25 protein-coding genes are annotated in these 21,919 nt (G+C 68.4%); 12 read left to right on the forward strand and 13 right to left on the reverse strand.

The window, feature by feature from the left end; translation table 11 throughout:
• Window positions 1-1,036, forward strand: a 1,036-nt coding sequence (locus VFA08_13395; protein ID HYZ14582.1) for a magnesium transporter, incomplete at its 5' end; no start/stop codon positions are given.
• Window positions 1,029-2,222 carry a TrkA C-terminal domain-containing protein gene (locus VFA08_13400; GenBank protein ID HYZ14583.1) on the forward strand — a complete coding sequence of 398 codons (1,194 nt, stop codon included), beginning with the start codon at window positions 1,029-1,031 and terminating at the stop codon, window positions 2,220-2,222. The genes VFA08_13395 and VFA08_13400, both read left to right, overlap by 8 nt.
• 46 nt (window positions 2,223-2,268) lie before the next feature.
• Here VFA08_13400 and VFA08_13405 read toward each other — a convergent pair whose 3' ends face one another.
• From VFA08_13405 to corA, 3 genes are read right to left on the reverse strand one after another with little or no spacing between them, the layout of a single operon-like run.
• Window positions 2,269-3,195, reverse strand: coding sequence for a 4-hydroxy-3-methylbut-2-enyl diphosphate reductase (locus VFA08_13405; GenBank protein ID HYZ14584.1), 927 nt, complete (start codon window positions 3,193-3,195; stop codon window positions 2,269-2,271).
• A 20-nt stretch (window positions 3,196-3,215) separates the two neighbouring features.
• Window positions 3,216-3,542: a hypothetical protein gene (locus VFA08_13410; protein HYZ14585.1), complete on the reverse strand. Its 327-nt coding sequence runs from the start codon at window positions 3,540-3,542 to the stop codon at window positions 3,216-3,218.
• 2 nt (window positions 3,543-3,544) lie between these two features.
• Window positions 3,545-4,516 (reverse strand): magnesium/cobalt transporter CorA, encoded by a 972-nt coding sequence (corA, locus tag VFA08_13415; protein HYZ14586.1) that lies wholly within the window; start codon window positions 4,514-4,516, stop codon window positions 3,545-3,547.
• Between the two features lie 68 nt (window positions 4,517-4,584).
• On the opposite strand from corA, the gene VFA08_13420 reads away from it, so the two are divergent.
• Window positions 4,585-5,340, forward strand: a complete 756-nt coding sequence (locus tag VFA08_13420; protein HYZ14587.1) for a GNAT family N-acetyltransferase — start codon at window positions 4,585-4,587, stop codon at window positions 5,338-5,340.
• 1 nt (window position 5,341) lies between these two features.
• Here VFA08_13420 and VFA08_13425 read toward each other — a convergent pair whose 3' ends face one another.
• From VFA08_13425 to VFA08_13470, 10 genes are all read right to left on the reverse strand, one after another.
• Window positions 5,342-6,262 (reverse strand): NUDIX hydrolase, encoded by a 921-nt coding sequence (locus tag VFA08_13425; GenBank protein ID HYZ14588.1) that lies wholly within the window; start codon window positions 6,260-6,262, stop codon window positions 5,342-5,344.
• Window positions 6,259-7,167, reverse strand: coding sequence for a CHAD domain-containing protein (locus VFA08_13430; protein HYZ14589.1), 909 nt, complete (start codon window positions 7,165-7,167; stop codon window positions 6,259-6,261). The genes VFA08_13425 and VFA08_13430 overlap by 4 nt, the downstream gene beginning before the upstream one ends.
• Window positions 7,168-7,286: 119 nt before the next feature.
• The gene (gene ppk1 / locus VFA08_13435; GenBank protein HYZ14590.1) at window positions 7,287-9,350 is read right to left on the reverse strand and encodes a polyphosphate kinase 1; all 2,064 of its coding nucleotides are present in this window, start codon (window positions 9,348-9,350) and stop codon (window positions 7,287-7,289) included.
• A gap of 55 nt (window positions 9,351-9,405) precedes the next feature.
• Window positions 9,406-10,146, reverse strand: a complete 741-nt coding sequence (locus VFA08_13440) for a response regulator transcription factor (protein HYZ14591.1) — start codon at window positions 10,144-10,146, stop codon at window positions 9,406-9,408.
• Entirely contained in the window at window positions 10,094-10,786 is a 693-nt protein-coding gene (gene phoU / locus VFA08_13445) for a phosphate signaling complex protein PhoU (GenBank protein HYZ14592.1), read from the reverse strand. Before phoU ends, VFA08_13440 begins: the two co-directional genes overlap by 53 nt.
• Window positions 10,783-11,670 (reverse strand): phosphate ABC transporter ATP-binding protein PstB, encoded by an 888-nt coding sequence (gene pstB / locus VFA08_13450; GenBank protein ID HYZ14593.1) that lies wholly within the window; start codon window positions 11,668-11,670, stop codon window positions 10,783-10,785. The genes phoU and pstB overlap by 4 nt, the downstream gene beginning before the upstream one ends.
• Before the next feature lie 4 nt (window positions 11,671-11,674).
• Complete coding sequence (gene pstA, locus VFA08_13455) at window positions 11,675-12,610, reverse strand: phosphate ABC transporter permease PstA (protein HYZ14594.1); 936 nt, start codon at window positions 12,608-12,610, stop codon at window positions 11,675-11,677.
• Window positions 12,610-13,542: a phosphate ABC transporter permease subunit PstC gene (gene pstC / locus VFA08_13460; protein ID HYZ14595.1), complete on the reverse strand. Its 933-nt coding sequence runs from the start codon at window positions 13,540-13,542 to the stop codon at window positions 12,610-12,612. The genes pstA and pstC overlap by 1 nt, the downstream gene beginning before the upstream one ends.
• Before the next feature lie 78 nt (window positions 13,543-13,620).
• Entirely contained in the window at window positions 13,621-14,643 is a 1,023-nt protein-coding gene (locus VFA08_13465) for a PstS family phosphate ABC transporter substrate-binding protein (protein ID HYZ14596.1), read from the reverse strand.
• A 147-nt stretch (window positions 14,644-14,790) separates the two neighbouring features.
• Window positions 14,791-14,994: a hypothetical protein gene (locus tag VFA08_13470; GenBank protein HYZ14597.1), complete on the reverse strand. Its 204-nt coding sequence runs from the start codon at window positions 14,992-14,994 to the stop codon at window positions 14,791-14,793.
• A 112-nt stretch (window positions 14,995-15,106) separates the two neighbouring features.
• On the opposite strand from VFA08_13470, the gene VFA08_13475 reads away from it, so the two are divergent.
• The 9 genes from VFA08_13475 (at window position 15,107) to VFA08_13515 (ending at window position 21,911) form a co-directional block, all read left to right on the forward strand.
• Complete coding sequence (locus VFA08_13475; protein ID HYZ14598.1) at window positions 15,107-16,252, forward strand: ATP-binding protein; 1,146 nt, start codon at window positions 15,107-15,109, stop codon at window positions 16,250-16,252.
• Window positions 16,249-16,908 carry an MSMEG_4193 family putative phosphomutase gene (locus tag VFA08_13480; protein HYZ14599.1) on the forward strand — a complete coding sequence of 220 codons (660 nt, stop codon included), beginning with the start codon at window positions 16,249-16,251 and terminating at the stop codon, window positions 16,906-16,908. The genes VFA08_13475 and VFA08_13480 overlap by 4 nt, the downstream gene beginning before the upstream one ends.
• Window positions 16,909-16,912: 4 nt before the next feature.
• Entirely contained in the window at window positions 16,913-17,449 is a 537-nt protein-coding gene (locus tag VFA08_13485; protein HYZ14600.1) for a DUF3090 family protein, read from the forward strand.
• On the forward strand, window positions 17,446-18,180 hold the full coding sequence (locus VFA08_13490; protein HYZ14601.1) for an SCO1664 family protein: 735 nt from the start codon (window positions 17,446-17,448) through the stop codon (window positions 18,178-18,180). Before VFA08_13485 ends, VFA08_13490 begins: the two co-directional genes overlap by 4 nt.
• Complete coding sequence (locus VFA08_13495) at window positions 18,165-18,728, forward strand: RNA polymerase sigma factor (protein HYZ14602.1); 564 nt, start codon at window positions 18,165-18,167, stop codon at window positions 18,726-18,728. The genes VFA08_13490 and VFA08_13495 overlap by 16 nt, the downstream gene beginning before the upstream one ends.
• A gap of 56 nt (window positions 18,729-18,784) precedes the next feature.
• A complete protein-coding gene (locus VFA08_13500; GenBank protein ID HYZ14603.1) occupies window positions 18,785-19,432 on the forward strand; it encodes a methylated-DNA--[protein]-cysteine S-methyltransferase in 648 nt (215 codons plus the stop codon).
• Window positions 19,429-19,851 carry a hypothetical protein gene (locus VFA08_13505; GenBank protein ID HYZ14604.1) on the forward strand — a complete coding sequence of 141 codons (423 nt, stop codon included), beginning with the start codon at window positions 19,429-19,431 and terminating at the stop codon, window positions 19,849-19,851. The genes VFA08_13500 and VFA08_13505 overlap by 4 nt, the downstream gene beginning before the upstream one ends.
• A 32-nt stretch (window positions 19,852-19,883) precedes the next feature.
• Window positions 19,884-20,834, forward strand: a complete 951-nt coding sequence (locus VFA08_13510) for a hypothetical protein (protein HYZ14605.1) — start codon at window positions 19,884-19,886, stop codon at window positions 20,832-20,834.
• Window positions 20,835-20,903: 69 nt separating this feature from the next.
• The gene (locus tag VFA08_13515) at window positions 20,904-21,911 is read left to right on the forward strand and encodes a cation diffusion facilitator family transporter (GenBank protein ID HYZ14606.1); all 1,008 of its coding nucleotides are present in this window, start codon (window positions 20,904-20,906) and stop codon (window positions 21,909-21,911) included.
• The last annotated feature ends 8 nt before the right edge of the window (window positions 21,912-21,919 follow it).

Below are 21,919 nucleotides of genomic sequence, written 5' to 3' on the forward strand. Positions count from 1 at the left end.
GATGGCGGCCCGCCTCGGAACGGGCATCCACGCCGGTCTGTTCGAGCCGACCCTTCGCCGCGACTCGCTCCTCGGCCGGAACGTAGAGGTCGGCCTGATCTCGAGTGTCGCGGCGTCCTTCTATCTCGCTGCGGTCGCGAAGCTCGTTGCGTCCGCGTTCGGCGAACGGACGATCTCGTTCTGGGATCTCGTCACGATCTCGGTCGTGGGCGGCATCCTCGCCTCCGCCGTCATCCTGTTCGCGACGGTGGTGATCGCCGTGCTGTCGTTCCGGCGCGGCTGGGACCTCGACGCGGTGGCGACGCCGTTGGTCACGGCCATCGGCGACATGGTCGCGCTACCGGCGCTGTTCCTCGCGACGTTCATCCCCCGGAACGACACCGTCAACGCGTCCGTCGCCGCCATCTGCACGCTCGCGGTAATCGTGGCGTTGATCCGTGCGGTGGTCACCACGTCGGCGACGCGGAGGGTGCTCGTCGAGATGGTCGCCGTGGTCGCGTTGACGCCGTTGCTCGACATCTTCGCCGGTGCGCTCCTGCAGGCGCGGCTGCCGACGCTGGAGATCGTTCCCGCGTTCCTGATCCTGATCCCTCCGTTCGTCTCACAGGCTGGCGCGCTCGGCGGGATCCTCTCGTCGCGCCTCACGTCGAAGCTTCAGATCGGTCTGATCAGCCCGCGGGGCCGTCCGGAACCGCCGGCGATCCTCGACGCCGCCATCGTCTTCGGGTTCGGCATCGTCGTGTTCACGGTCATCGGCGCCGTCGCCGCGGCGCTCGAACGGCTGACGGGCCTCGCGGATCGCGCCGGCGTGTTGCATCCCGGCGCGGGAACGATCGTCGCCGGCGCCCTGCTCGCCGGCGTCATCGTGCTGCCCATCCTGCTCCTTGCCGGTTACTACATGGCCGTGGTGACCACCCGGTTCGGGCTCGACCCGGACAACCACGGCGTACCGACGATCACCAGCCTGCTCGACCTGGTCGGCATCGCCGCCGTTCTGCTCGCTATGGGAGTATTGGGAGTCGGCGCCAATGGATGAAGAACCGAAGAGTGTGAAGGACCTGCTCGTCGAGGCGAAGGATGCCTCCGAGCTGATGGTCGACCTGGCGTACGCGGCGGTGTTCTTCAACGAGCAGAAGCTCGCTCGCGAGGTCGAACGCCTCGAGGAGCGCATGAGCGGCAACCTCCACCGGCTCCGGATGGTGGCGATGCTCGCCGCGCGGAGCCCCGAAGACGCCGAGGGCATGGCCGCGGTCCTGTGGATCGCCGATGCCGTGGAGAAGATCGGCGACGCCGCGTCCGACATCGCCCGCGTCGTGGAGGCTCAGCTCGGCATCCCCGACGCGCTTCGCCGCGACCTCCGCCACGCCGACGAGATGACCGCTCGCGTCCGCGTTCGCGAAGACGCGCCGATGGTCGGACGTTCGCTGCGCGAGCTCTCGCTCGCGAGCGAGACCGGCATGTGGGTGATGGCCATCCGGAGCGGCATCGAGTGGCAGTTCGACCCGGGTCCCGACGACGTGATCGCCGACGGAGACGTGCTCCTGATCCGAGGACCGGAGGAGGGCGTGAACGGCGTGCGTGATCTCGCCGGCGCTCCACCGCTTCCGGAGCCGCCGGACGACGACGTCCCGCCGCTGTCCGACCTCGATCGCGCGGTCGACATCCTGATCGAGCTGAAGGACCTGTCGGAGGCGGCGGTGGGGCTCGCCTATTCCTCGCTCCTGTTCAACAACCGCTCGCTCGCCGCCGAGGTCGGAACGCTCGAATCCCGGAGCGACGCCTTGCACGACGAGCTCGAGTCGTGGGTCCTGCGCTCGGCCTATGAGGCGCGAGACCCCGACGCCCTCCGGGGACTTCTCAGGCTGGGGAGCGCCAGCGAGTCGATGTCCGACGCCGCGCGCGACATGACGTGGTACGTCGAGCGGGGCGAACCGCTGCACCCGGTTGTGCAGCTGGCGCTGGAGGAGACCGAGGAGACCGGCGCGCAGACCGTGGTCGAGGCGAGGTCCGCGGCGGACGGCCGGACGCTCCGCGATCTTCGCCTGGAAGCCGAGACCGGGATGTTCGTCCTTGCCGTGCAGCGGGGGCCGCGATGGATCTATCGGCCCCGCGGGCAGTTCCAGCTCCGCGCGGGCGACCGGCTGATCGCCGTGGGTCCCGAGGAAGGCGCCGAAGAGCTCGATCGCCTGTGCCGTGTCCCCGCGCCGGCGCCCACTTCCTGACGAAGACGACCCCTCGGAGCTCTCCGAGTTGTGCTAGCCGCGTTCGTTAGCGATCGACGCGAACGTCGGAGAACCGAACGTGCTCCTCCGTCAGACGAAGCTCCTCGACCTCGTTCGCGCCGCGTGAAGCGAGCCACGACAGCATCCGATCGACGAGCCACTCGGGTGCGCTCGCGCCCGACGTGATCCCGACGACATCGGCACCGTCGAGCCACGCCTCATCGACCTCGGTCTCGTCATCGACCAGGTGCGCGGGCGTTCCCTGCTCGCGCGCGACCTCGGCGAGTCGCTTGGAGTTCGACGAGTTGTCCGAGCCGATGACGAACACGACGTCGGCTCGACGCGCGAGCTCCTTCACCGCGTCCTGCCGGTTCTGGGTCGCGTAGCAGATGTCCTCGCGAGGCGGACCCTCGATCGAGGGGAACCGATCGCGGAGTGCGTCCACGATCTCATTCGTCTCGTCGACCGACAGCGTGGTCTGCGTGAGATACGCGAGGTTGCCTGGATCGGCGACGCGGAGCGCCCTCGCCTCGGCGACATCCTGCACGAGGACCGTTCGATCGGGCGCCTGTCCGGTCGTTCCGACGACCTCCTCGTGGCCGGCGTGACCGATCAGCACGATGGTTCGGTCTTTCTTCGCGAACCGGCGTGCCTCGAGGTGCACCTTGGTCACGAGCGGACACGTCGCGTCGAGGACCGTCAGCCGGCGGGCCGCGGCGTTCTGGTGTACCTCCGGAGCGACGCCGTGGGCCGAGAGCACGACGACGGCGCCCTCGGGAACCGAGGACTCCTCGTCGACGAAGACCGCGCCCTTGTTCTCGAGGTCGTGGACCACGTGCGCGTTGTGCACGATCTGCTTTCGAACGTAGACGGGCGCCCCGTGCTGTTGAAGGGCGCGTTCGACGGCCTCGACGGCGCGTTCGACGCCCGCGCAGTAGCCGCGAGGGGCGGCGAGCAGGACCTTGGTGAGCACGACCTCATCGTACCGGCGGGCTACCGAACGGGACCGCCCGCAGGACGGGCGAGCACGGCGGCGCGTACCTCGTCGGGCGCGGACACGACCACGCTCGGGATCGGCAGCGGTCGGTCTGCCACGATCCTGATCGAGGGGTAGGCATCGAGCGCGGCGCGGGCCAGTCCGCCGAACGGGCCGAAGAGCACGAGCACGTGCGGTCGTTCCTCGTGCACCTGTGCGAGAGCATCCGCCTCGTCGGTCGCTCCGGGCGTGAGCTCCCACTCGGCCGAGACGGCCGCCCGTTTCAGCTCGGCCAGCGCGGTGGGAGTTTCGGCGACGCACAGGACCTTCAGCGCCCGACACACCGCTACAGCCAGTCGCGACGGCGGAACACGCGGTACAGGACGAATGCGGAGATGGCCATCAACGCGAGGGCGAAGGGATAGCCGAACAACCACTCCAGCTCGGGCATGTGCTCGAAGTTCATGCCGTAGATGCCCGCGATGAGCGTGGGGATCAGGATGATCGCGGCCCACCCGGTCAGCTGCTTCACCACGACGTTCAACCGGTTCGACGCTTGCGCGAGGAGAGCCTCGAGCGACGACCTGAGCATCTCGCCGACGTTCTCCGCGAGCTCGATCGTCCGAGTCACGTGGTCCTGCACGTCGCGGTAGTACGGCGTAAGGCGTTGCGTGACGATCCCGCCGTGATCGGCCAGCTCGTCCAGAACGTGGCGGGTCGGCGCGGCCAGCCGACGGAAATGGATGACCAGCCGTTTGAGGTCGAACAGTTGGCGCTGCAGACCCTCGTCCTGGTCCTCCCCGAAGACACGTTCCTCGACGTCGTCCGCCAGATCCTCGAGCCGGTCGACGACGATCAGGTAGTCGTCCACGACCTCGTCGAGGATGAGGTACAGCGGGTAGCCGATCCCCTCATCCCTGAGATCGGACGTCGCGCGCGCTCGGTCGATCGCCCCATCGAAGGTGAACAGCGGCGCTCGCCGGATCGTCAGGAGATAGAGGTTCTCCTCGGCGACGAGGTGCACCTCGGAATCGATGAGCTCGTCGTCTGCGTCGAGCGAGAGCGCGTGCAGGACGACGAACACGTAGCCCGGATAGAACTCCACCTTGGCCCGCTGTCCCCACCGGCGACTGTCCTCGACGGAAAGCTCATGCAGATCCAGCAGGCGCTGCAGCGTGGAGAGCTCTTCGTCGCTCGGGTCGACGACGTCGATCCACAACCGATGCCGACCGTCCTGCCGAACCTTCTCTAGCTCGGCGGGATCGAACGGTGCCTCCTCCTCGAGGTGGCCGTCGCGGTAGACGCGGCTCCTGATCACGTGGTCGAGCGTAACCCAGGGCGGTGCCTGGACCGGCTGTGGTCGCTCGGTGCGACGATGACGGCGTGGTGAACGACGCGGATCTCGACACGCTGCTGCGGTACTGGCGCGCATACGACGCGCTGTTCGCCCAGGTCGAACCGACGTGGTGGGGAGCCGTCGTCCGCAACAGCCGGTTCCCGGCGCTGCACGAGGTGAACTACGCGCGCGTCGAGACGGAAAGCCCCGTTGGTCTAACGGAGCTCGATCGCGTCCTGCTGGAGGACGGGATGCGGCGGGCGCACGTGGTGACGTTCCGACCCGAGTGGCAGACCGAGCTGTTGGTCCAGGCGAGCTCTCGCGGCGACCGGATCGGATGGGACCTGGTCATGGTGAACGACCGTCCGGGCGACGACTCCGATCCACGGATCGAGGAAAGCGATCTCGAGGAGAGATTCTGGACGGTCTACGAACGCTCGCTCGAATGGTTCGGCATCACTGGAGAGGACGTTGCGACGCAGCTCCGGGAGGTCGAACGGGACGTGCTGGCCCCGGCCGGTCGTCGCTGGTTCGTCGGTCGCGAGCGAGGGGCGATCGTGGCTTTAACGGCACTGCTCGTCCTCGACGGCGTGGGGTTCATCGACCACGTCACGACCGATCCGAGCGCTCGGCGGCGGGGGTTCGCCACGGCGCTCACGCGACGCGCCGTGAGTGAAGCGCGGAGGGCAGGCGCGGAGCAGACGTTCCTGCTGGCCGAGCCCGCCGGCGCGGGCGCCGCCGTCTACAAGCGAATCGGCTTTCGAACGGTCACCCAGATCGCGAGCTGGACCTCGGCGCCGCGGTAGATCACGACGCGGGGAGGTATCGAGCCGCGACGACCCGTCCGCCCATGCGGTCGAGCACCCACACCGAGCCCTTGGCGAGCCCGCGTTTGCCCTCGACCGTCGCGCCGTCGTGTTCGAACGAGTCGATGAGCGCCTCGATCTCGCGGCCGTGGCCACACAGGACGGTCGGTCGGCCGTCGAGCGAACGGACCAGGCCGACCGTGCGTTCGACGTCCACACCCTCGGCAAGCTCGTGGGCGGTCACGACGCGAATGCCTCGCGCTTGGGCCAGTGGCTCGACCGTTTGGACGCACCGAACGAATGGGCTCGAGACGATCCGCGCCACGTCGAGCCCTTCGAATCGCTCGACGAGGCGGCGCGCCTGCTTCCTGCCTCGGGGCGTGATGGGTCGATCTTGGTCGGGTGGATGCCACCGGTCCCGCCTGCCCGCCTTTGCGTGCCGGACCAGATACACGGGCGCTCTCGGCTCGGCCAGAACGACCGAGCGAAGGAGTTCCCGGTCGTGTGCGTACGTGAGGCGGTCGACGGCCTCTCGTGGCCGTTCCCACCGCAGCGCGTCGACCTCGTTGCTCGGCGCGAACGCTCCGCCCTCCGGCGTCATCGTCCAGTACCGGACGATCTTCGGGCGGCCGTATCGATCGGCGTACGTCACCGTTCCGACATCGGCACCGAGCCTGCAGCGAAAACCGGTTTCCTCCTCAACCTCTCGGAGCGCGGCGTCGGTTTCGGACTCGCCGTTTTGGAGCTTGCCCTTGGGTAACGTCCAGTCGTCGTACTTGGGGCGATGAACGATCGCGATGCGTTGGTCCGCCCCGTTGCCGTCGACGACGATGCCGCCGGCTGCGTGGACGATCTCCTTGGCGTTCGAGGACTGTGGCCCCGAACCAGTGGGCTCGCCCCTCGAGCCATTCCCGGCCGTCACGACCAGAAGCGTAACTTCTTGCGGGACAGCCTTCTCCAGGCGGCCGGCCATTTCTCCCGAGCCGAGCGCGCCGCGCGCGCCTCGAGCGCGACGAGCTCGCCGGCGACGAACGCTACGTCGGGGGTCGTCGCCGCGGCCCGGCGGAGCCATCCTCCCGCGACGACGGCATCCTGATGCTCACCAAGGACGTCCTGCAGCGCCGACGCGGCCTTCGCGAACCGACGGGCCGGCTTGCCGAACACCGGCGTCACGGCCTCGGCCGCGTACCGAACGCGTTTCGAACGGATCCGAACGACGTGGAGAGCCCCGTCCGTCGCCCCCTCGGTCACGACGTCTTCGATCGCGGCATCGAGGTGCTTCCACAACTTCTGCAGTCCGGGGCGAAGCGCGACGTCCGCCGGCACCGCCGCGACCTCCGGCAGCAGGGCCGGCTCACGCGCGCCGTCATCGAGCGCGTCGACGAGCGAGCGGTACCGGTCGGTCGTCATCTGCTCGATCAAGCGCGCTCGCGCGAGATCGCGGCGCGCGCTGAGTCTGCGGATCAGCCGCTTGACGGCCGGCCGGTCCTCCGCGGCGATCCATCCCGCCTGAGCGTGGAGACGGTCGCGAAGGACCTCGGCGTCGCGCACGTCCCCGAGCAAGCGGCCCAGCCACCGAAGCTCGTCTCGAAGCGCCGTCGCCCACTCCGGCTCGAGAACGTCGCCGAACGTTCGAAGGACCGAACGCAGCCGGCGGACGGCGACGCGCGCCTGATGCACGTCCTCGGCGTCATCGCCCTGCCGGACGCCCGCTTCTCGCTCCACGAGCCGTTCGACCAGCGCGCCCATCGCCTGCCGTACCGCCTCCCCCACCAGCATCTGGTCAGAGGAAACCGTCTCCTCGGGCAACGGCGCGAGAACGGCCACCGCCGGTGTCCCGCCGGGCCGAGGGGTTGTAGCCGAATCCGAGCCTGAGTCAGCCATCCCGGCGCCGTCGACGCGCGCGGTGTTCGACGTCACGACGCGGGGTGGAGTTGGGTTCGAGGTCACGCCAGGCGCGCCCGTTCTACGGCCATCTCTTGGAACCCCTGCTGCGCATTGGCCCCTCGCTCCGTAGGAACCTTGGACCAGACCCCGTCACGGCCGAGCGTCCACGACAGCGTGTCGTCCTGCAGCAGCACGTCGAGCATCTCGTCCAGCCGAGCACACAGGGCCGGATCCGGCACCGGCACCACGGCCTCGACGCGCTGATCGAGGTTCCTCTGCATCAGGTCGGCCGACCCGATGTAGTGGATCGCGTCCTCGCCCTCACCGAACCGGAAGATGCGCGAGTGCTCGAGGTACCGGCCGACGAGCGACCGGACTCGGATGTTCTCCGACAATCCGGGCACGCCGGGACGCAGGCAGCAGATGCCACGGACGATCAGGTCGATCCGGGCACCGGCCTGCGCTGCCTCGTAGAGCGCCTCGATCACGTCGGGGTCGACGAGCGCGTTCATCTTCAGGACGATCCGTCCGCCCTCGCGCGCCTGTTCTTGGATGAGCTCACGGATCCGCGGGCGAAGGAAGTCCGGCGCGACCAGCACGGTTCGGTAGTGCTGTTGTCGCGAGTAGCCCGTGAGCAGGTTGAACAGGTCGGTGAGGTCGGCGCCGATCTCGGGATCGGCCGTGAGCAATCCGATGTCCTCGTAGAGCGTGGCTGTCACCGGGTTGTAGTTGCCGGTCCCCACGTGTGCGTAGCGGCGGATGCCGCCCGCTTCACGCCGAACCACGAGCGAAACCTTGGCGTGCGTCTTCAACCCGACGACGCCGTACACGACGTGGACGCCCGCCTTCTCGAGCTCACGCGCGTAGCTGATGTTGGCCTCCTCATCGAAACGGGCCTTCAGCTCGACGAGCGCGACGACCTGCTTCCCGAGCTCCGCCGCGCGGATCAGGGCGCGAATGATCGCGCTCTCCTGCGTGGACGTTCGATACAACGTCTGCTTGATCGCCAGGACGTCCCTGTCGCGTGCGGCCTGCCCGACGAACGCCTCCACCGACGTCGTGAACGAGTCGTACGGGTGGTGGACGAGCACGTCGCCGTCTCGGATCACGGCGAAAAGATCCGGCGTCCCGTCAGCGTCCGCCAGCCGAGGCTGGGTCACGGGCGTCCACGGCTGCTGCTTCAGGTCGGGCCGGTCGAGCGAGTACAACGACATCAACGCCGCCAGGTCGAGCGGCCCGGGCAGCACGTAGACCTCGGACTCTTGCAGGTCGAGCTCGCGACGGAGCAGCTCGAGGACCTCCGGCGACATCGTCTCGTCCACCTCGAGCCGGACCGGGCTCGCGCCGCGACGCCTCCGCCTAAGGACCGACTGGATCGCCTCGAGCAGGTCCTCGGCCTCGTCCTCCTCGACCTCGACGTCGGCGTCCCGCGTCACCCGGAACGCGTGGAACGAGACGATCTCCATCCCCGGAAACAGACGCTCGAGATGTGACTCGATCACTACCTCGAGTGGGATGAACCGTTCGCCGTCGGGCAGCACGATGAACCTGGGGAGCAGCGGGGGGACCTTCACTCGCGCGAATCGGCGAACGGTGGTCGTCGGATCGCGAACGATCGCCGCGAGGTTCAGCGAAAGGTCCGAAATGTACGGGAATGGGTGCGCCGGGTCGACCGACAGCGGAGTCAACACCGGAAAGATGCGCTCGCCGAACTCGCGATCAAGGAAGTCGAGGTCGGAGGGATCCAGACCCTCGAGCGAGCGAACGATCCTGATCCTCTCCTTCTCGAGGGCGGGAACGAGCTCCACGATGAACAACGATGCGGCCGCCGCCATGAGCTCCTGCGCGCGAAGGCGGATACCGTCGAGCTGTTCGGCGGGCGTCAGCCCATCGGGCGATGTCTTGACGACGCGTGCCTCGACCTGCTCCTGCAAACCCGCCACGCGGATCTGGAAGAACTCGTCCATGTTGCTGGCGAAGATGGCGAGGAACTTGATCCGCTCGAGCAGCTGAAGCGAGGCGTCCTGCGCGAGCTCGAGAACGCGCGCGTCGAACTCCAGCCAGGAGAGCTCCCGGTTGATGAATCGGGGTTCATGAACTGCGAGAAGGCGCGAAGCATCCATGGGAAGGGATGGTCATCCTAGTCGCAGGGTCGGCAGGCCTCAAAGCGACTCGACGTCAATCGACGAACTTGTAACCAAGGCCACGCACGGTGAGCAGGTATCGCGGGTGGTGGGGGTCGTCTTCGAGTTTGCGGCGCAACCGTTTCACATGGACGTCGAGCGTCCGCGTATCGCCGAAATAGTCGGGCCCCCACACCTCGTCGATCAAGAACTCGCGCGTGAGCAGGCGACCTCGGCGCCGCAGAAACGTCTCGAGCAGCTCGAACTCCTTCGGAGGCAGCGCGACCGATTCGCCGCGGACGGACACCTCGTGCCGGCCGACGTCCATTCGCACCGGACCGCCCGAGATGACCTCGTCGACCGGCTCGGCCACCGCCAGTGGCTTGGTCCGCCGAAGATTCGCCCGAACGCGCGAGACGAGCTCGCGCATGGAGAACGGTTTGGTGACGTAGTCGTCGGCTCCCAGCTCGAGCCCGGTGACCTTGTCGGCCTCGGAGTCCTTCGCCGTCACCATGATGATCGGCACGTCCGACTCCGCACGCATCATCCGGCACAGGTCGAGCCCCGAGACCTCCGGCAGCATCAGGTCGAGGATCACAAGCGCTGGCCCAACGGCTCTGAACCGTTCCAGCGCGCGACGGCCGTCGGTGGCGACGGAGACCGCGTATCCCTCGCGCTCCAGGTTGTAGCGAACGGAGTCCGCGAGCGATTCCTCGTCCTCGACAACGAGGATCTTCGCCGCGTCAGCGACCGTCGGCGACGACGCCACCTGGATGGGACGCGTCTGTGAACTCACGGAACTCTCCTGTAATGAGGAACGAAACCTGCTCCCCGATGTCGACGGCGTTGTCGCCGACACGCTCCAACGCTCGGGCGACGAGGTTCATATGCATGCCCCAGTCGAGCGCGCCGCGATCGTCGGCGAGTTTGGCCACCTCGAAGTGCATGTTCCGGTTCAGGCGGTCCACCGGATCGTCCATCTTCGGGAGGGTCTCGCACAGCTCCTTGTCGCGCCGACGCAACGCGTCCATCGCCGTCCGCACCATGTCGACGACGATGTCGCCCATCTCGGTGAGCTGCTGCACGATCGTCGCGTTGCTCGGTAGGTCCTTGGTGACCGTGTAGATCTTGGCGATGTTGACGGCCTGATCGCCGATGCGCTCGAGGTGGAGGCTCGAGTGGACGATGGCGAGGATGAGCCGGAGATCGGCCGCCACGGGCGCCTGGAGCGCGAGCAACGAGACGATCCCCTGCTCGATATCCATGTAGAGACGGTCGACCTCGTCGTCGCCGGCGATGACCTCCTGGGCGATCGCGTCTTCGTGTCGCGCGACGGCGTCGACGGACTTGCGGACGGCCTCGCCGGCGAGCTCACCAAGCGTGAGCAGCTCGAGCTCCACCCGTTCGAGCTCCTCGTGGAAGTGCGGGCGCGTCATCCGAACCTCCCGGTGACGTAGTCCTCCGTTCGCTTGTTGCTCGGGTTGGTGAAGATCGTCTCGGTCTTGTCGTACTCGACGATCCTCCCGGTCCGCTGACCCGTCTTCTGGTCGACCTCGACGGTGAAGAACGCCGTGCGGTCGGACACGCGGGCCGCCTGCTGCATGTTGTGAGTGACGATGACGATCGTGTATTCGGATACGAGCTCCTGCATGAGGTCCTCGATCCGCTGCGTGGCGATCGGATCGAGGGCCGAGCAGGGCTCGTCCATGAGGATCACGTCGGGCTTCGTCGCGATCGCCCTGGCGATGCACAGCCGCTGCTGTTGTCCGCCCGACAGGGCGAGCCCAGACTCCTTCAGCTTGTCCTTCACCTCGTCCCAGAGCGCCGCCCGCTGGAGCGACTCCTCGACGAGCTCGTCCATGTTCCCCCTGAACCCGGCGATCCTCGGACCGAATGAGATGTTGTCGTAGATCGACTTGGGGAACGGGTTCGGCTTCTGGAAGACCATGCCGATCCGCCTCCGGACCTCGACCGGATCGACGCGCTCGTCGTACAGATCCACGCCGTGGTACAGGAGCGTGCCCTCGACCCGCGCGCCCTCGATCAGGTCGTTCATCCGGTTCAAACATCGGATGAACGTCGTCTTCCCGCACCCAGACGGTCCGATCAGCGCGGTGATCTCGTTCTCCCAGATGGGCAGCGTGACGTCGCGGATGGCGCGGAAGTCACCGTAGTAGACGGCCAGATCTCTCACGTCGAAGATGGCCTCGCGGTCGGTTTGGGATTCCTCACGAGCCTCGCGGACGACGAGCCGCGGGCCCTCGTCCACGGGGGCGTCCCGACGTCCGTCGGTCACGTCGACCTCGTCCCTCACGTTCATGGGGTCACCACTTTCGCTCATACCGGTTCCTCAACACGATGGCTACCGCGTTCACGGCGAGGATCACAACGAGCAGCACGAGGATCGCCGCGGCTGCGTTCGCGCGCCAGTCGTCGCCGATCTGCCGCGAGAACGAGAAGATCAGCGTCGGAAGCGCAGTGAAGCGGCCCTGAAGCGTCTCGAGCAAGCCCCGGTCGCCGCCGGTGCTGATGTATCCGGTCACGGCGCCGACCAACAGGAGCGGCGCAGTCTCGCCGAACGCACGGGCCAGCGACAGGATCGCCCCGGTGAACACGCCCGGCGCCGCGTACGGCAGCACGTGGCTGCGCACGACCTCCCATCGTGTCGCGCCAACACCGTACGCGGCCTCGCGGATGCTCGCCGGAACGGCCCGCAGGGCCTCCATGGTCACCAGGATGACGATGGGGATGACCAGGACGGCGAGGGTCATCCCTCCGGAGATGTAGCTCAGGCCGCCGGTGATCCCGCGCAGCGCCTGCGCGAACACGACCAGCCCGAGGATCCCGTAGACGACCGACGGGACGCCGGCGAGGTTGCGGATGTTCGCGATCAGCAGGCGGTTCAGCGCAGTGTCGTGCGCGTACTCCTGCAGGTAGATGGCCGCCGCCACGCCGAGCGGCAGCGCAACGACGACGACGAACCCGGTGAGGATCAGCGACCCCACGATCCCCTGCCACACGCCGGCGCGGCTGGCGAGGCTCGACACGTCGCTCCGGACGAAGTCCCCTCCGCGTTCGGTAAGGACCGGCTGAGCGGTGTTCCACGTCGTCCACAGCAGGACGAGGAGGACGCCGAGCGAGATGAGGAGCGTCAGCAACAGCAACGCTTGGAACGTCCGGCCCCGCACGTCGACCCGTCGCCCTCGCAGGGCGAGCTCGACAGTCCGGCGCGTGCTCTCGGTCGCCGCGATCGTCGACATCAGTAGTTCTTCCGAAACCGCCGCACGAAGCGCTCGCTCGCGACGTTCAGCGCGAAGGTGAGGACGAACAGCAGCAGTCCGACGAAGTACAGAGAGGGGAAGGCGAGGTCGGAGCCCTGCGCGCGGTCAGAGCCGATGGCGAGCGACGCGATCGCGCCGGTCATCGTCTGCCCTCCGTCGAGCGGGTTGAACGTTCGCTGGGCGCTCCCGGTCGCCCCCGCGGCGATCGCGACGACCATCGTCTCGCCGATCGCCCGGGAGATGCCCAGGATCAGCGCGGCGACGATGCCCGACACGGCCGCCGGGATGACGACACGGATCGCCACCGTGCGCCGCCGAGCCCCGATCCCGTAAGCCGCCTCTCGGAGCGCGTGCGGCACGGCGTACATCGCGTCCTCGGCAACCGACGCGATCAACGGGATCGTCAGGATGCCCACGGCGATCCCCGCGGCGAGGTACGAGAACGCACCCACGTCGTCGAAGATCAGCTGTACGAGGTCCGGCTGGATCACCGTGAGCGCGAAGTAGCCCAGGACCACGCTTGGGATGCCGGCGAGGACCTCGAGGATCGGCTTCAGAGTCCGCCGGACGCGCGGGTTCGCGTACTCCGACAGGTACAGAGCGGCGCCGATCCCGAGCGGGGCGGCAACGGCCATCGCGATGACCGAGATGAGCACCGTTCCCAGGAACAGGGTGAGGATGTCGAACTGGTTGCTGCGGGGTGACCACACGCCCGCCCACAACCAGGACAGGTCGATGTCGAACAGCCATGAGATCGCCTGGCCGATGAGGGCGAGGACGATCGCCACGCTCACGATCAGCGAGAACAGTGCCGCACCCTGGAACAGCGCCTTGACCAGTCGCTCCTTGAGGCGACGGCGGGCGCTGCCGCTCAGGAGGTCGGCGCTGGGCGTGACGGTCGTCGCGGCCATAGTCCCTCGTTCGAGTCTAGTGGTGGAAGGGCCGGCCCCGATATCGGGGCCGGCCCTCCCGTGACGACGACGTTCGGCTCAGGCGGCTTCGGCCCAGACGCCGCGTGTCGCTTCGATCCGGTCCGTCGGCAGCGGGATGTACCCCACCTCCGACACCAGCTCGTTCAGGGCCTCGTCGGTCAGGTAGTAGTCGACGTAAGCGCGCAACGCTTCACTCTGCCCCAGCTTCTCGTTGTTCACGTAGATGTACAGCGACCGCGACAGCGGGTACGAGGCGTCGCTGATGGTTTCGGCGGACGGCGAGACGCACCCGTCGCCGCCATCGATGCTGATCTCACGTACCTGATCGCCGGCCTCCTCGGCGAACGCGAACCCGACGAAGCCGAGCGATGACGGAGAGCCGGCCATCGCCTGGATGATCACGTTGTCGTTCGGCGAGGACGTGTAGTCCTGACGCAGGGCCTCCGACTCATCCTCGGCGATACCCTGCTCGATGGCGATGTCCGGAATCCCGGACAGCTCGATGAACGCGTCGTACGTTCCCGACTCCTCGCCCGGGGCGGTGATCTCGAGCGGTTCGTCCGGGAAGTTGCCGTTCCCGCCGACCTTTTGCGCGAGCGCGTTCGCGTCGCTCCACGTGCTGAACCCCTCCGACTCGGGGCCGAACAGGGCGTACAAATCACCGTTGTTCAGGCACTCCACCGCCGTGTTCTCGGGGTTGGTCATCACCGTGATGCCGTCGAACGCGACCTCGAGCTCCGTGTACTGGATGCCGTTCGCCTCGCAGGCGTCGGCCTCTTCCTGCTCGATCGGTCGCGAGGCGTCGCTGATGTCGGTCTCGCCGTTGCAGAACAGCTCGAACCCGTCACCGGTGCCCGGCCCGTCAACCGTGATGGCTACGTCCGGGTTGGTCTCGTTGAAGATCTCCGCGACGAGCGAGGAGATCGGCTCCACCGTCGACGAGCCCGACACGACGATGGCGCCATTGAGCCCGGTCGGTCCGTCGCCACCGCCGTCGCCGTCGTCCCCGCCACCGCAAGCGGCGGCCACGAGCGTCAGCGCCGCGAACAAGGCCACGACGGCCCACTTCCTCCGCTTCACCATCTGCCCTCCTTGGCGTCGATGGTCGGTCTCTCATGGCGACGCTAGAGGCCGACAGTGAACGTCTCCCGGCTCTCACATGAACGACGCGTGAACGAGCCACGAAGCGTGAACGGCGTGCGACAACCGCAGTGCTTGGAAAAACGACTAGGAGAACCACGCCTCGCTGAACCACAGCTCCTCGTCGGCCTGGAGGTCTCGTCGGCTCCCGGGTCCGGAGGCGTTTGGGCGACGCGACGTCGCCGCCGGCGCGTACTCCTCCACATCGGTTAGGCACAGGTCGCATAGGCCGTCGCGTACGGACGCCATCGCGCCGCACTCGGGACAGTCACGCGGCAGGTTCAACGTCACGCGGCGAGCCTACGTATCCAGGGTGGCCGCCTCGTGGTTCCCGTTCGGACGTGGCGGGAAGCTTCCGTGACGGGACGATGAACGCTTCTCCGGCACTCCTACAATCGCGCTCGTGGACGCCGTCCTGATCGTCGCGATCGGGGCCACCGCGGCTGCGCTCGTCGCGCTCGTGGCGCTCTCCCGGGAGCGACACCGACGCCGCGCCGAGACCGCCGAGAAGGATCGCCGGGTCGCCGATCTAGAGGTTCGGGCGGCGGCGGCGGCGCGCGACCGCGAGCAGATGGATCTCGTCCTGTCCTCCATGCGCGACGGGGTCGTGCTGTTCGGCCCTGAGGGCGACACCGTGTACGCGAACCTCGGTGCCGAACGGCACCTCGGCGCGATCCCGCGAGCCGCGGCCCAGGTCCTTCCCCTCGCCCTGCGCGACGCGTGCCGTCGAGCCGGGGAGCTCGGCGAGACCGTCGCGGCCGAGACGCAGGCCGGCGGTCCCGACCGCTGGCTCCGCGGCTTGGCCATCCCGGTCGGCGCCGGCGCCGTCCTGCTCGTGGTCCGAGACGTGACCGAGGCCAAGCGCCTCGACGCCGTTCGGCGAGACTTCGTGGCGAACGCGTCCCACGAGCTCAAGACGCCGGTGGCGTCGATCCAGGCTGCGGCGGAGACGATCTACAGCGCCGCGAGCGACGACCCCGCGGTGATTCCGCGGTTCGCCGCGCTGCTCGAACGAGAGGCTGCCCGGCTTTCGCGGATCGTCTCGGACCTGCTCGACCTATCCCGGCTCGAGGCGGGCAGCGACCTGCAGGAGATCGTCGCGCTCGACGCGATCGTGCGCGACGAGATCGAACGCTACGAGGAGCGCGCCGCGGAGGCCGGCGTTCAGCTCTCGATGACGGCGCAATCGACGCCCAAGGTGCACGGCACCGCGCGCGACCTCGCGCTGCTCGTCCGCAACCTCGTCGACAACGCGATCCGCTATACGCGTCCGGGCGGGCGGATCTCGGTCGAGCTGGGGGAAGACGACGGTGACGCGGTGGTCGCGGTGAGCGACACCGGCGTCGGCATTCCGCAGCGCGACCTCCCCCGCGTGTTCGAGCGCTTCTATCGCGTGGACCGCGCACGCTCGCGAGAGACCGGGGGGACCGGGCTCGGCCTTTCGATCGTCCGGCACGTCGTCGAGAACCACGCGGGCCGCGTCTCGGTGGAGAGCGAGCTCGGTCGCGGGACCCGATTCGAGGTCCGCCTGCCCGCGGCCGATCGATGACGCTGCTGTTGCTCGTCCGTCACGCGGCGACGGACGCTGCGGGAAAGCGACTCACGGGATGGTCGCGCGGCGTGCACCTGAACGCACGCGGCCGCGAGGAGGCCGCTCGGCTCGTCGAGCGGCTGGATGGCATTCCGATCGACGCGATCTATACGAGCCCGCTCGAGCGGTGCCGCGAGACGATCGCGCCACTCGCGCGACGACGAGGGCTCACCGTCGTCGCGCGCCGCGGACTGCTCGAAGTTGACTACGGCGAGTGGACCGGGCGAACGATCTCGTCGCTCCGCCGCACGCGGCTGTGGCGCATCGTGCAGCGGTCGCCGTCGACGGTTCGGTTCCCCGGCGGCGAGACCCTGCTCGAGGTGCAGGCGCGCGGCGCCTCCGAGCTCGACGCGCTTGCCGCCGCCCATCCGAACCAATCGATCGTGGTGGTCACGCATGCCGACGTGATCAAGCTGCTGGTGGCCCATTTCGTTGGGATGCACGCCGACCATCTGCAGCGACTGGCCATCGATCCGTGCTCGGTCTCGGTCGTGTCCATCCACGAGGGCCAGGTCACGCTGGTCAAAGCGAACGACACCGGCGGGCTCGAGACGCTCCGTCGAACGCGCCCGCGGCGAAGCACCAGGCCAAGCGCGGGGCAGCTGCGAGGATAGGTTGATGGACCTCGATCCGGTGGACAGGATCACCGCCGGCGCCGTCGGTGAGCCCGGCCAGCGCACCTTCTTCTTACAGGCCCGCACGGGCGATCGCGTCGTAACGATCGGTGTGGAGAAGGAGCAGGTGGAGCTGTTGTCGTCGTCGATCCTCGACATCCTGGCCAGCGTGGACAAGGAAACCGGAGAGGGTCCGGCCGATAGGGAGCTGGAGCTCGAGCCGCCCCTCGAGCCGCTGTGGCGCGCCGGTCGCCTCTCGATTGGTTACGTCGAGGAACGCGACCTGATGCTGCTCGAGCTCGAGGAGCTCGTCCCGGGGACGGACGAGGAGCAGGCCGAGGCGCTCGAGACACCCGACGCGCCGGAACCTGCGCGCCTTCGGATGTGGGCGACCCGCGAGCAGATGCTCGCCCTCTCCCGCCACGGTGCCGAAGTCGCCGCCAGAGGCCGGCCGCGCTGCCAGTTCTGCGGCAACCCGATGGATCCGGAGGGGCACGTGTGCCCGGCGATGAATGGTCACCGCGGAGGGGCGGGGGCATGAGCGCGCCGGGCGTGTCTTCGAAGCCACACCGCGACGTGATTGGGCTCCTCGAGCGCGGCGAGCTGGTGACGCTCAGCGTCCTGCCCCAAGCGTCGAACTACACGTTCCTGGCGCGGGTGCGCGAGGGCGGCGAGGAGATGCTCGCCGTGTACAAGCCGCGCGACGGCGAGGCGCCGCTATGGGACTTCGCCGAGGGCACGCTGTGCCAGCGTGAAGTCGCGGCATACGTGCTGGCCGAAACTCTTGGATGGCCGAACGTGCCACAGACGATCCTCCGCGACGGCCCGCAAGGCGTCGGCTCTGTGCAGCGGTTCGTGGCCTTCGATCCGAACCAGCACTACTTCACGATGCGTGAGGAGCGCTCCGACGAGTTCCGGCGTGTAGCACTATTCGACATCGTGGCGAACAACGCCGACCGGAAGGCGGGACATTGCTTGCTCGCAGAGACGGACGACATCTTCGTCGTCGACCATGGCGTCTGCTTCTCCGACGAGCCAAAGCTCCGAACGGTGATCTGGGACTTCGTGAATGAACCGATTCCCGAGGCGATGCTCTCCGACCTGCGCGCGCTCCAGCCGAGGCTCCACAGCGGTGCTGCTCGAGATCGGCTCGCGGCGCTTCTGTCGATGGCAGAGGTGAAGGCCGTCGAGCAGCGGCTGGCCGATCTGATCATGCTCGGCCGGTTCCCCGAGCCGGGTCCGGGCCGACCGTATCCGTGGCCGATCGTGTGAGATCGAACGGCGTGTCGCCCGGCGCAGCGAAGCCGGGGATCTCACGTGGAGCCTCGCTCGAGCGTTCCGTCTCCCAAATGGAGCTCCCGCCGTTTCAGCGGCTGCTCGACGAGAACCGGCTCGACGTGTATCGGTTCCTGGTCGCAGCGGTCGGTCCGCAGGAGGCCGACGACTGTTTCCAGGAGACGTTCCTGTCGGCGTTACGTGCGTACCCGCGGCTTGGGGACATGTCGAACCTGAAGGGGTGGTTGATCACGATTGCCACACGGAAGGCGATGGACCACTGGCGTTCGAGCCGCCGGCGCGCGGTGCCTGTACCGGAAGTACCCGAGCGAGCGGCGGCGCCGATCGCCGACGGGGAACCCGAGCTGTGGCGTTCGGTCGGCGAGCTGCCCCCGATGCAGCGGGCGGCGGTGATCCACCGCTACGTGCTCGACATGACGTACGCGGACGTCGCGAACGCCCTCGGATGCTCGGTCGAGGCGGCAAGGGCGAACGCGTACGAGGGACGGCGGAAGCTGCGCGAGATGCAGGAGGCGTTCGTATGAGGCTCACACAGCGAGGAGATGAGCCGCAGCCGAACTCCCAGAGAAAGGAGTCAACGGTGCGCCAAACCGCCGCGCTCGATGATCTGTCTCGGCGAGCGGCGGTTGAGTTCGCCGGTCGCGCGCGACGGGCGGGCCTCGTCGACGTCGGCTACACCACGATGGACACGCCGGTCGGACGCCTGCTCGTTGCGACGACGCGGAATGGACTCGTGCGCCTCGCCTTTCCCGAGGAGCCCGAGGACGTCGTGCTCGAGGAGCTCGCCTCGACGCTTTCGCCGCGCGTGATCGCCTCTCCGAACATGACCGATGGCGTCCGGCGGCAGCTCGACGCGTACTTCGAGGGTCGAGGTCGCGGCCTGCGAACGCGCGTCGACTGGACGCTCACCCCGCCCGGCTTCTTCCGCAAGGTGCTCGAGGTGACCGCCCGGATCCCGTTCGGGTCGGTGTCGACGTATGGCCAGGTGGCGAAGCTGGCTGGGAGTCCTCGCGCGGCGCGCGCCGCGGGGAACGCGCTCCACGAGAACCCGATCCCCATCGTGGTCCCCTGTCACCGCGTGGTACCCACGAGCGGCGGGATCGGCCAGTACGGCGGCCAGGAGTGGCGAAAGGCATTCCTCCTCCGGCTGGAGGGCGCCACCGCCGATGGCGGGGGGAACACGGCGAGCGAAGCGAGCGTCGGGCGATCCCCGCATAGCCGGAGGTGAGCCGGCGGACGCTCACGGCCGCTGCGTTCGCGCTCGCCGTCGTCGCGGCCGCGTGCGGCGACCGTGGCCGCGATGATGGTGAACCACTGCCATCGGGTTCGCTCGGGGTCGTCACGCCCGACGCGGCGACCTCCGCGGTGCTCGGCCTGTGCGACCTCACGAACGCAACCGACGTGGTCGAAGCCCGAGCGACGTTCCTGGACCGGTCGCACGCGACGCTGCATGCGATCGCGGCAACGGCCGACGTGCGGGATCGCGCCTCGGCCGCGGCCCTCTTCGAGGCCAAGCAGCGCGTCGAAGCGGCCCTCGCTCGCGATGATCTGCCGAGTCGATTCCGGCGAGACGTCGAAACCCTGATCGGCGCGACGCGCGACGCGCTCGACGCCATCGGCCTCGACGCGCCGGCGTGTCCGCCCTGACGAAACCGTCAAGCCGGGGGAAGATGGATCGCATGCGCCGTTCTCTGCTCATCGTCGCGCTGGCGATCGGCGCCGTCGCGACGGCCTGCACGTCGAACGGCGACGCCCAGCCCACCGGAGCGACCGGGACCGCCGTGAACGCCGTGATGGCGACCTCCGATCTCTACGTCGGCGCACCCCAGCGGATCACGTTCGGTCTCGTGTTGAACGACCAACGCCTCGTGAGCTTCGGCTCGGTGGACGTCTCGTTCGTCTATCGGGGGTCGGGGGACGACGAACCGCAGCGGGGTCCCGGCGGCACCGCTGTGTACCTCCCGACCCCCGGGACGCCTGCCGGTACGGGCGGTCCGACGGTGACGCTGCCCTCCCAGGCACGCGGCGTCTACGAGGCAGAGGACGTGACGTTCGACCGGGCCGGGGTCTGGGAGGCGCACGTCACCGCCGACGTGGACGGGCTCGGCGTGATCCGGGCGGCTGCGGGCTTCGTCGTTCTCGACGACCCGCAATACCCCGCACCGGGTGAGGAGGCGCTGCCGACGCGGAACCTCACCATCGATTCGGACGATGCACCGCCCGGGGCGATCGACTCGCGCGCCGCGAACGGCGGCAGGATCCCCGACCCCGAGTTACACCAGACCACGATCGCCGACGCGCTCCGCCGCGGCGTTCCCGCCCTGGCGATCTTCTCGACGCCCGTCTACTGCCCGAGCCGGTTCTGCGGACCGGTCACCGAGGTCGTGGAGGACCTGGCACGTCGGTACGACGACCGCGCCGAGTTCATCCACGTCGAGATCTGGCGCGATCACGAGGCGAACACGATCAATCAGGCGGCGGCCGACTGGCTGTTCCGCGAGGGTGACCTCACCGAGCCGTGGCTTTACCTGATCGGCGCCGACGGGATCATCGAGGATCGGTGGGCGACGCTGTGGCGGGAGGACGAGGTCGCGGCCGCACTCGACGCGCTCCCCCGCATCAAGACGTAGCCGACCCCATCGAGTCGGCTCCACAAACGCCTACGCGTAGCTGGCGCACGGCGTGGATACCATCCCGCCGTGGGCGCGCCCGAAGACGCCGAACGGCACGACGACCACGGCGGACGAGGTCACACACACGGCGGGATGGACGTTGCCTTGGCCGGGAGCGACCGAGGGATCCGTGCCGTCAAGATGTCCCTCGTCGCGCTCGGAGCGACCGCCGGGGCTCAGGCGTTCATCGTCGTGCTGAGCGGTTCGATCGCCCTCTTCGCCGACACCATCCACAACGCCACCGACGCGCTCACGGCGATACCGCTCTGGGTCGCGTTCGTCGTGGGCCGGCGCAAGCCGACCAAACGCTACTCGTACGGCTACGAGCGGGCGGAGGACCTGGCCGGCATCATGATCGTGCTGGTGATCGCGGCCTCGGCCGCCTTCGCGGCGTGGGAAGCCGTCAACCGCCTGATCGAGCCGCGCGAGATCACACATCTGCCCTGGGTGGTGGCAGCCGCTATCGTCGGGTTCGCCGGCAACGAGCTCGTTGCGGTGTACCGCATCCGGGTCGGCAAGCGGATCGGCTCGGCGGCGCTCGTCGCCGACGGGCACCACGCTCGAGCGGACGGGCTGACGTCGCTGGGCGTGCTCGGCGGGGCGATCGGCGTCGCGCTCGGGTACGACCGCGCCGACCCGATCGCCGGACTCGTCATCACGCTCGCCATCCTGGTCGTGCTGTGGAACGCGACCAAGACGGTGTTCCGCCGCATCCTGGACGGGACCGACGAGACGACCGTTCCGCTCGTGGAGTCGGTCGCCGCGTCCGTCAAGGGCGTCGAGCGCGTGACGTCGGCGAAGGCGAGGTGGACTGGGCATGCGCTGAACGCGGAGCTCGAGATCCAGGTCCGGCCTGAGCTCACCGTCCAGGAGGCGCACATGATCGCCGAGGAGGTCGAACACGAGCTTCTCCACGCGATCCCCCGCCTGCGCGGGGCGACCGTCCACATCGACCCACACGGTCCTGTCCACTACGAAGGACCGATGGCGCATCACCGCGGGGGTGCGGGGGCTCAAGAAGTGAGCGAGCGGTAGCGAGCGAA

It is taken from the genome of Actinomycetota bacterium, assembly GCA_035640355.1.
Taxonomy (GTDB): domain Bacteria; phylum Actinomycetota; class UBA4738; order UBA4738; family HRBIN12; genus CALGFI01.

Excerpts from the sequence above, each read along its gene's own strand:
- VFA08_13400 (HYZ14583.1), top strand. The coding sequence starts at position 1,029 with ATGGATGAAGAACCGAAGAGTGTGAAGGACCTGCTCGTCGAGGCGAAG.
- ppk1 (HYZ14590.1), bottom strand. The coding sequence starts at position 9,350 with ATGGATGCTTCGCGCCTTCTCGCAGTTCATGAACCCCGATTCATCAAC.
- phoU (HYZ14592.1), bottom strand. The coding sequence starts at position 10,786 with ATGACGCGCCCGCACTTCCACGAGGAGCTCGAACGGGTGGAGCTCGAG.
- pstB (HYZ14593.1), bottom strand. The coding sequence starts at position 11,670 with ATGAACGTGAGGGACGAGGTCGACGTGACCGACGGACGTCGGGACGCC.
- pstA (HYZ14594.1), bottom strand. The coding sequence starts at position 12,610 with ATGTCGACGATCGCGGCGACCGAGAGCACGCGCCGGACTGTCGAGCTC.
- pstC (HYZ14595.1), bottom strand. The coding sequence starts at position 13,542 with ATGGCCGCGACGACCGTCACGCCCAGCGCCGACCTCCTGAGCGGCAGC.
- VFA08_13480 (HYZ14599.1), top strand. The coding sequence starts at position 16,249 with ATGACGCTGCTGTTGCTCGTCCGTCACGCGGCGACGGACGCTGCGGGA.
- VFA08_13485 (HYZ14600.1), top strand. The coding sequence starts at position 16,913 with ATGGACCTCGATCCGGTGGACAGGATCACCGCCGGCGCCGTCGGTGAG.
- VFA08_13490 (HYZ14601.1), top strand. The coding sequence starts at position 17,446 with ATGAGCGCGCCGGGCGTGTCTTCGAAGCCACACCGCGACGTGATTGGG.
- VFA08_13510 (HYZ14605.1), top strand. The coding sequence starts at position 19,884 with ATGCGCCGTTCTCTGCTCATCGTCGCGCTGGCGATCGGCGCCGTCGCG.